This is a genomic window from Okeania hirsuta, from assembly GCF_003838195.1.
Taxonomy (GTDB): domain Bacteria; phylum Cyanobacteriota; class Cyanobacteriia; order Cyanobacteriales; family Microcoleaceae; genus Okeania; species Okeania hirsuta.
In genome coordinates, this window is sequence record NZ_RCBY01000489.1 from 1 (window position 1) to 2522 (window position 2522).

General features: G+C 32.7%; 2 protein-coding genes. Both read right to left on the reverse strand.

Annotation, left to right across the window (positions count from 1 at the left end; all coding sequences use genetic code 11):
* Positions 1-429: 429 nt before the first annotated feature.
* Positions 430-1041: a DUF3318 domain-containing protein gene (locus D5R40_RS32115; RefSeq protein WP_124145213.1), complete on the reverse strand. Its 612-nt coding sequence runs from the start codon at positions 1039-1041 to the stop codon at positions 430-432.
* Between the two features lie 336 nt (positions 1042-1377).
* Positions 1378-1962, reverse strand: a complete 585-nt coding sequence (locus D5R40_RS32120; RefSeq protein ID WP_124145214.1) for a hypothetical protein — start codon at positions 1960-1962, stop codon at positions 1378-1380.
* Positions 1963-2522: the final 560 nt, after the last annotated feature.

Genomic DNA, 2522 nt, shown 5'->3' on the forward strand with positions numbered 1-2522 from the left:
GACTCCTAAAAAATCCCCTAGTTATTTGTAGCAAACATTTATCAAAATGGTATTACCCACCAGAGGACAGAGCAGATTAGACAATCAGATGATTAACTTCAGAGCTTCAACAACGGCAAATTGCCACTGAAATTTCCTGCTCAAATGATAATAGATTTTAAACTATACATATATTAAGGAAAGAATTATCCAAAAATATCTACTTTCGGATTTCATCATTCCTGACTGTGCGACGCCGTCAATTCAATAGCGATCGCTTGTTTCCTGTTACCAATTGACAGCGATCGCCTGTTTGTGATTTTCCATTTTTAGTCAAAGCTGTTATCTTTAAAATAGCAACTTTTTCCTGACTATTCTATTGCACTATTTTAGATGAAACAATCCACTACTAATAGCGTTTATGTGTAAGTCTTAACTATGCAGAACTACCTATTCTTTTCTCACTTTTTCCGGAATTGCTACAGGAGATAAACCAGCGATCGCTCTTAAATTTTGACACCTAACTAACTCGGTAAAATTCAGATTATTACGCCCTTCAATTTTGGCTACATTTTCAATTCCTTGTAATAAATAATTTGCTGCTTCAGCTTTTTGATAACCTCGTCTGGTTGCCACTCTAATTGCCATTTCATCTGCTGCTAATTCTGTTTGTGTACTATGATTATTTTGCCAAATTTTGATTAAACCAATTGTACTTAAACCACCAGCAACTAATATTCCAACTACATCTGCTTCGCTTAATTGGGAAATTACTCCTATTAAACCAACTGCAAAAATACCTTGATTCAGATTAGGCTTAAACCATTGAATTTCACATAACCAATTGACAGTTCGTAACATGATTAAATCCCGTTGTCCTTTGGGTAAATTCATCCATAAGTCAAAATTCAAATAGATTACCCGGTCATTTTTCCAAGGTAAAGGAAAGGTTGTTTCAATAATGGTAGGTTGTTGATTTTTACCAACTATTTTTGTCATCATTCGCCCAGAAGCAGGCATGATATCTAATAAGCGGGTAGTTTCGGAAAGTTCTGGATTCATAATTTTTAAATTCGAGGAAGAGGGAAGAAGGAAGAAGGAAGAAGGAAAAATATTACATTGTCTGAGTTTTAAGCTGTTCATCTCTCCTAACCTTTCCTTTAATTGCTATAAGCATTATTTTTTTGATTGAAATTAAACTGCTTTGTAAGCATTTCCTGCGGAATACTGCGCAAACAGCTATTAGCAGTCAGCAACAAAACTCTGTTCTTAAGAATAATGTTTAAATTAACAACTGAATTTAAGGGCAAGGGAGCAAACTTTTGTAGTAAGACAATTAATAAAGCTTTTCCTAAACTAAAAGCAATAGCTGATAGCTGATAGCTGAAGGCTGAATGCTTAAACTGCTTTTAAACTCTTGGATAAAACTTGTAAAATTTGGGTTATTTTTTCTGTTTTTGCGTCTGTGGCACTAATTAACAATAAAAATACATTTCTATCAATCTGACGAGCTAAAATTATTCCACTTATCGGTTGTGTATTATTATTTATTGTTAAACTACCGCTCCAAGGTAAAGCAATTTCTCCTGGTTTAATTATTTGAAATTCTTGTGGTTTAAAATCTTCGCCTCTAGCAAATTCATTTATGGCAATTATCGCTAAAGTTTGATTATCTAATTGTTGTAAATTAACTTGAGGTTTGACTACTACAGTATAAGCTAAATTTCCTTCTGGGGATTCAAATACTGGTACGCCAGCAATAATTTTTTGTTGATAATCTTCTATAATTCCAATCTCAAATTTACTGTCTTTATATAAGCGAGAACTCAGAGTGATTAATGAATTAGTAACATCTTCAGCTTTGGCAGGTTTAAGTAAGGATATTTGATGCCAATTTCCGACAATATAATTGAAAATCAATAAAGTTAGAGCTGTGAATAATCCTATGCTAATTAAGCGCAATTTTTTCATATATATAGCCATCTTATTTCAGTTATCAGTTATCAGTTGTAAAAGTTTCAGAGTTTTTATATATCCTGATATTTTTGACAAATCATTTAGAATTACTATAGCAGGCAACAGGGAAAAGTGGCAAAAGCTTTTCTATGTTTCAGATTCATCATCAATCTATTTCTTAAGCAACTCTTTGCTTCCTATATATTAAACTTCCAAATTAATTTTTTTCTGTAAATTATCGTCACTATAGTCAGAATAATTTAGGTATACAGTATCTGAAAAAAAGTTGTATGGCAGAAGGAAAGAGAAAGGTTAATATAGCAATTTCCACCCTGATGAGATACAAAATTCATTTGTTTTAGGGAGTAGGGAATAGAAAATCAAAAAATCACTGTACCTCAGTAACTTGAGAAATCCTATATTACATACAGCATATTTCGGACAAATGATGTACAAATTTGAATGGTAAAATTCTTGTAGTGCGGGCATCTTGCCCGCTAGATGTGTACCTCACGGGCAGCGGGAATTACTTTCAACAATTAATAATTAATAATTAACAATTACCTCTCCTTGAAAAGAAGAGGATT